The 6054-nt window shown below is 65.3% G+C and carries 5 protein-coding genes; all 5 read left to right on the top strand.

Annotation, left to right across the window (positions count from 1 at the left end):
* Positions 1–169 precede the first annotated feature (169 nt).
* The gene (locus AC04ME_RS16925) at positions 170–1843 is read left to right on the top strand and encodes a peptide ABC transporter substrate-binding protein (protein WP_153302152.1); all 1674 of its coding nucleotides are present in this window, start codon (positions 170–172) and stop codon (positions 1841–1843) included.
* A gap of 103 nt (positions 1844–1946) precedes the next feature.
* Complete coding sequence (locus AC04ME_RS16920) at positions 1947–2873, top strand: ABC transporter permease (RefSeq protein WP_042542011.1); 927 nt, start codon at positions 1947–1949, stop codon at positions 2871–2873.
* A complete protein-coding gene (locus AC04ME_RS16915; RefSeq protein WP_042542010.1) occupies positions 2866–3810 on the top strand; it encodes an ABC transporter permease in 945 nt (314 codons plus the stop codon). Before AC04ME_RS16920 ends, AC04ME_RS16915 begins: the two co-directional genes overlap by 8 nt.
* Positions 3807–5480 (top strand): dipeptide ABC transporter ATP-binding protein, encoded by a 1674-nt coding sequence (locus tag AC04ME_RS16910; protein WP_042542009.1) that lies wholly within the window; start codon positions 3807–3809, stop codon positions 5478–5480. Before AC04ME_RS16915 ends, AC04ME_RS16910 begins: the two co-directional genes overlap by 4 nt.
* Before the next feature lie 2 nt (positions 5481–5482).
* Positions 5483–6046, top strand: a complete 564-nt coding sequence (locus AC04ME_RS16905) for a PH domain-containing protein (RefSeq protein ID WP_475436147.1) — start codon at positions 5483–5485, stop codon at positions 6044–6046.
* The last annotated feature ends 8 nt before the right edge of the window (positions 6047–6054 follow it).

Genomic DNA, 6054 nt, shown 5'->3' with positions numbered 1-6054 from the left:
GTTCCGTGCATTTCCGCGTGTTTCAGGGATGTTTCAGTTGATCACCACTCAGTAACGGTTCATTAGCCGAGAGCGGAGTCCCCTGAATCGCGGGTTACAGTCAACTATCCCTACGCGTTCGACGATGAGCGCGCAGTCTGATGAATACCCGTCCACAGGAGGACACAAAGTGAAGCGCAACAAGATCGCCCTTGCGGGCACTGCGTTGTTCGCGATCGGCGCCCTGGCGCTCGCGGGCTGCGCGAGCGGTGGAAGCGACGACGGCGACGGCGGATCCGGTGCAACCGGTGACGCGGACGCCATCATCACGACGAACGGCTCGGAGCCCGAGAACCCGCTGATCCCCACCAACACCAACGAGGTGGGTGGCGGAAAGATCCTCGACGAGATCTTCGCCGGTCTGATCTACTACGACGCCGACGGCAAGCCCGTCAACGACGTCGCTGAGGAGATCACCACGGAGGACCCGCAGAACCTCACCGTCAAGATCAAGGAAGGCCTGACCTTCACCGACGGTGAAGAAGTCACCGCCGACAACTTCATCAAGGCGTGGAACTACGGCGCTCAGGCGGAGAACGCTCAGCTCTCGGGCTACTTCTTCGAGGACATCGAGGGCTTCATCAACGACGCCGGTGACCCCGCGAACCCCGATGACGACGTGTTCGGGGCGCAGGGCGACATGGCCGGCCTCAAGCAGGTCGACGACTACACCTTCACGATCGCGCTGAACAAGCCGGCCTCCGACTTCGCTCTGCGTCTCGGATACTCGGCGTTCTACCCGCTGCCCGACGCCGCCTTCGAGGACATGGAGGCCTTCGGCCAGTTCCCGATCGGCAACGGCCCGTACATGATCGACGGCGAAGACGCGTGGCAGCACGACGTGCAGATCGACCTCGTGCGCAACGACGACTACGACGGCCCCCGCAAGGCGGCCAACGGCGGTCTGACCATCAAGTTCTACGCCACGCAGGAAGCGGCGTACGCCGACCTGCTGTCGAACGAGGTCGACGTCATCGACGCGATCCCGACCAACTCCCTGCCCGTCTTCGCAGACGAGCTCGGCGACCGCGCAGTGAACCAGCCGTCGGCTGTGTTCCAGTCGTTCACCATCGGTCAGTTCCTCCCGCACTTCAGCGGCGAAGAGGGCCAGCTGCGTCGTCAGGCGCTGTCGATGGCCATCAACCGCGAAGAGATCACCGAGACCATCTTCTCGGGCACTCGCACCCCGGCAGCCGACTTCACGTCGCCGGTCATCGCGGGCTGGTCCGACTCGGTTCCCGGCAGCGAGGTCCTCGACTACGACCCCGAGAAGGCGAAGGAGCTGTGGGCCGAGGCCGACGCCATCTCGCCGTGGGACGGCGAGTTCAAGATCGCTTACAACTCCGACGGCGGGCACGACGCCTGGGTCGACGCGGTGAGCAACAGCATCAAGAACACGCTCGGCATCGAGGCATCGGGCGACCCGTACCCGACCTTCCAGGATCTTCGCACCAAGATCAACGACCGCTCCATCACCACGGCAGCGCGTTCGGGCTGGCAGGCCGACTACCCGGGTCTGTACAACTTCCTCGGACCGCTCTACGCAACGGGCGCCGGTTCCAACGACGGTGACTACTCGAACCCCGAGTTCGACGACCTCATCAAGGCCGGAATCAGCAACCCCGACGCCGACGCGCAGATCGAGGACTTCAGCAAGGCTCAGGAAGTCCTCTTCCAGGACCTTCCCGCGATCCCGCTGTGGTACTCGAACGTGACCGGTGGCTTCAGCGAGAACGTCGACAACGTCACGTTCGGCTGGAACTCGGTTCCGCTGTACTACGAGATCACGAAGGCCGGCGAGTAAAGTCTGACGGCACTTCACCTGTGAGGCGGTGACGATTCTTCGTCACCGCCTCACAGGCTTGTGTTCGCACGGCTTTCTCTGCCCTCTAAGAAGGGACAAGCGGATGCTCGGTTACATTCTGAGACGTCTACTGCAGGTGATCCCGGTCTTCTTCGGAGCCACCCTGCTCATTTACTTCCTCGTGTTCGCCATGCCCGGCGATCCGATCCTCGCCCTGTTCGGCGACAAGACGCCGAGTCCGGCAGTCGTCACGCAGCTGCGCGAGCAGTACCACCTGAACGACCCGTTCATCGTGCAGTACTGGTACTACATCACCGGTGTGTTCCAAGGCGACCTGGGCACCACCTACTCCGGTCGGCCGGTTTCTGCAGTGCTCGCCGCCACGCTTCCGGTGACGGGGCGCCTCGCGGTGATGGCGATCGCCATCGAGTTCGTGCTGGCGATCATCATCGGCACCATCTCAGCGCTGCGCAAGGGCAAGCTCTTCGACAACATCTCGCTCGTCGTCGCGCTGGTCGCGATCGCGATCCCGATCTTCGTCGTCGCGTTCCTCGCACAGTACTTCCTCGCGATCCAGCTCGGATGGTTCAAGCCCACTGTCGGCGCCGACAACGACTGGGGCGGTCTCTGGCTGCCGGCGATCGTGCTCGGCTTCAGCCTCTACGCCGTCAGCATGCGTCTGATGCGCAGCTCCGTCATCGAGACCCTCAACCAGGACTGGGTGCGCACGGCGTACAGCAAGGGCCTCTCGCGCAACCGCGTGCTGCCCGTGCACGTGCTGCGCAACTCGCTGATCCCCGTGATCACCAACTCCGCCACGAACTTCGGCGTGCTGCTCGTGGGTGCCACTGTCACCGAGGGCATCTTCAACGTCCCCGGTGTGGGAAACACGCTGTTCCAGGCGATCCAGCGCGGCGAGGGACCCACGGTCGTCTCGTTCGTGACCGTGTTCGTCATCCTGTACGTGTTGGTGAACCTTCTCATCGACCTGCTCTACGGTCTGCTCGACCCGAGGATTCGCTATGCCTGATCCCACCTCTCAGAAGCACTACGTCGCTCCGATCGAGACGGAGTCGATCGCTGTCGACGCCGTCCGCATCTCCGACAAGCCCAGCAATCTGTGGCGAGACGCCTGGTTCGACGTGCGGCGTCGACCGCTGTTCTGGTTCTCGATAGTGCTGGCGCTCTTCTTCCTCGTGATGGCTTTGTGGCCGACACTGTTCACCGCCACACCTCCGAACGACGACTGCCAGCTGGCGAACAGCAACGGCGGTCCGACCGACGGCCACCCGCTCGGGTTCACGTTCCAGGGCTGTGACATCTACGCCCGCATCGTCTGGGGTTCGCAGACCTCTCTCGCAGTCGGCCTCATCGCGACCCTGATCTCGTCGATCCTCGGACTGATCATGGGAGCCCTCGCGGGCTTCTACGGCGGCTGGCTCGATGGCCTGCTGTCGCGCATCGGCGACATCTTCTTCGCGATCCCGTACATCCTCGCGGCCGTGGTCGTGATGACCGTGTTCCGGGACTCCCGTTCGGTGTGGACACTCGCATTCGCCATCGGAGCATTCGCGTGGGCCTCGACGGCTCGCGTCGTACGCGCTGAGGTGCTCCGGGTGCGTCAAGCGGACTTCGTGATGGCCTCACAGGCGCTCGGGCAGTCCAAGTTCAAGATCCTCTTGAATCACGTCGTCCCGAACGCCATCGCGCCGCTCCTCGTCGTCTCGACCCTCGGACTCGCGGCGGCGATCGTCGCGGAGGCGACGCTGTCGTTCCTCGGCGTGGGGCTCGGCAGTGACGTGATGTCGTGGGGTAACGACATCGCGAAGGCTCAGGCATCACTGCGTGTCGCACCGATGGCACTCATCTATCCGTCGATCGCGCTCACCCTCGCGGTGCTGGCGTTCGTCACCCTGGGCGAGCTCATCCGAGACGCCCTCGACCCGAAGGCGAGGGCACGCCGATGAGCGAGCGAATCACCGAACAGGTCCCGCTGCTGAGCATCCGCGACCTCACAGTCGCGTTCCGCACGCAGGAGGGTCTGCGCGAAGTGCTCCACGGAGTCAGCTTCGACGTCATGCCGGGCGAGACCGTCGCGATCGTGGGCGAGTCGGGCTCGGGCAAGTCCACGACGGCCACGGCCATCGTGAACCTGCTCCCGGGAACCGGCGAGGTCACCGCCGGGTCGATCACCCTCGAAGGTCGCGAGCTCACGACACTCAACCGTCGCGAGATCGAGGCTGTGCGCGGTCGGGACATCGGCTTCGTGCCGCAGGACCCGATGTCGAACCTCAACCCTGTCTGGAGCATCGGCTTCCAGGTCAAGGAGGCGATCCGTGCGAACGGCATCGCCCAGGGGCGCGACGCCGCCAAAGCACGCACCGTCGAGGTGCTGCAGCAGGCGGGCCTGGCCGACGCCGAGAAGCGTCTGCACCAGTTCCCGCACCAGTTCTCGGGTGGCATGCGTCAGCGCGCGCTGATCGGGATGGGCCTTGCGGCCGACCCGAAGCTGCTCATCGCCGACGAGCCGACCTCGGCTCTCGACGTGACGGTGCAACGCGTGATCCTCGATCACATGGCCTCGCTCACCCGCGACAAGGGCACCTCGGTGCTGCTGATCACGCACGATCTGGGCCTCGCGGCCGAGCGTGCCGACAAGATCATCGTGATGAACGGCGGCAACATCGTCGAGGCCGGCCCCAGCCGCGAGATCCTCGAGAACCCGCAGCATCCGTACACGAAGCGTCTGGTCGCCGCGGCGCCCAGCGTGGCATCGCAGCGCATCCAGGCGGTGGTGGAGGACCGGGGCATCGAGACTCTCGACCACCTCGCCGCCATCCCGCCGACGGTGCGCGTCGCCGGGCTCACGAAGGACTACCGGATCCGTCAGGGCGGCTTCCGCAGCGAAGCCTTCCGTGCGGTCGACGACGTCTCGTTCGCGATCCCTCGAGGCAAGACTCTCGCACTGGTGGGGGAGTCGGGTTCCGGCAAGTCCACCGTCGCGAAGATGGTGCTGAAGCTCGAGGAGCCGACCAGCGGCGTGATCGAGATCGACGGCCAGGACGTGTCGAAGCTCTCGAACGCCCAGGCGTTCGGACTGCGTCGGCGCATGCAGCCGGTGTTCCAGGACCCGTACGGCTCGCTCGACCCGCTGCGCAACATCGGCAACACCATCGCCGAACCGCTGCAGATCCACGGCGTCGGCGACCGCGCGTCACAGCGTGAGCGGGTCGAGGAGCTTCTCGACCAGGTATCGCTGCCGCGCGTTCTGGCGACCCGGTATCCGAACGAGCTCTCGGGCGGACAGCGTCAGCGTGTTGCCATCGCGCGTGCGCTGGCGCTCAAGCCCGACATCATCGTCCTCGATGAGGCCGTCTCGGCGCTTGACGTGCTGGTGCAGGATCAGGTGCTGCAGCTGCTCGCCGAACTCCAGTCGGAGCTCGGGCTCACGTATCTGTTCATCACGCACGACCTCGCGGTCGTCCGTGTCTCGAGCGACCTCGTGTGCGTCATGGAGAAGGGCAAGATCGTCGAACAGGGCACCGTCGACGAGATCTTCGCCAACCCGCAGCAGGAGTACACGGATCGCCTGCTGAAGGCGATCCCGGGTGCATCGATCACCCTCGGCGGTCACTGAGAGTGAGCATCGAACCTCGACCGGAGGCCGCACGGAGATTCCGTGCGGCCTCCGGGCCTGTCTCCCTCGTCCTCTGCTCGCTGCTCGCGATCTTCCTGCTCGGCGATGCGGTCGTGCGCGCGGGATGGGGGCAGATGCTGCTGCTCGCCCCCTGGGTGCTGCTCGGTCTCTGGGTCGTGTACGAGATCGCCTTCGTCTCGGTCGTGCGTGTCGACGGCGAGGGAGCGATGGTGCAGAACATGCTGCGCCGGACGTCCTTCGGCTGGAGCCGCGTCCGCGACATCGACCTGCGCTGGCAGCTCGTCTTCTCGCTCGAGGACGGCTCGGAGCTCTCGAGTTACGGGGGGCCTGCGAGAGCGCGTCCGATTCGGCGCCAGGTGCGCGAGGACGACGAGGCCAAGGCGCCGGCCGGCCTCCGCGAGCTCACCGACATCCGTGACCGCTGGCAGGCGGCTCCCTCGTCAGCGGACGCGCCGATCCGCCGCACCTGGGACTCTCAGGCGCTCATCGCGCTCGGCGTCATCGTGATCTGGGCTGTGGCGTCGATCCTCATCGCGAACGCCTGATCGCGCGG

The sequence above is a fragment of the Microbacterium sp. LjRoot205 genome, from assembly GCF_056175745.1.
Note: the sequence above shows the minus strand (reverse complement) of the source record. Positions and strands in the feature narration are given on the sequence as shown.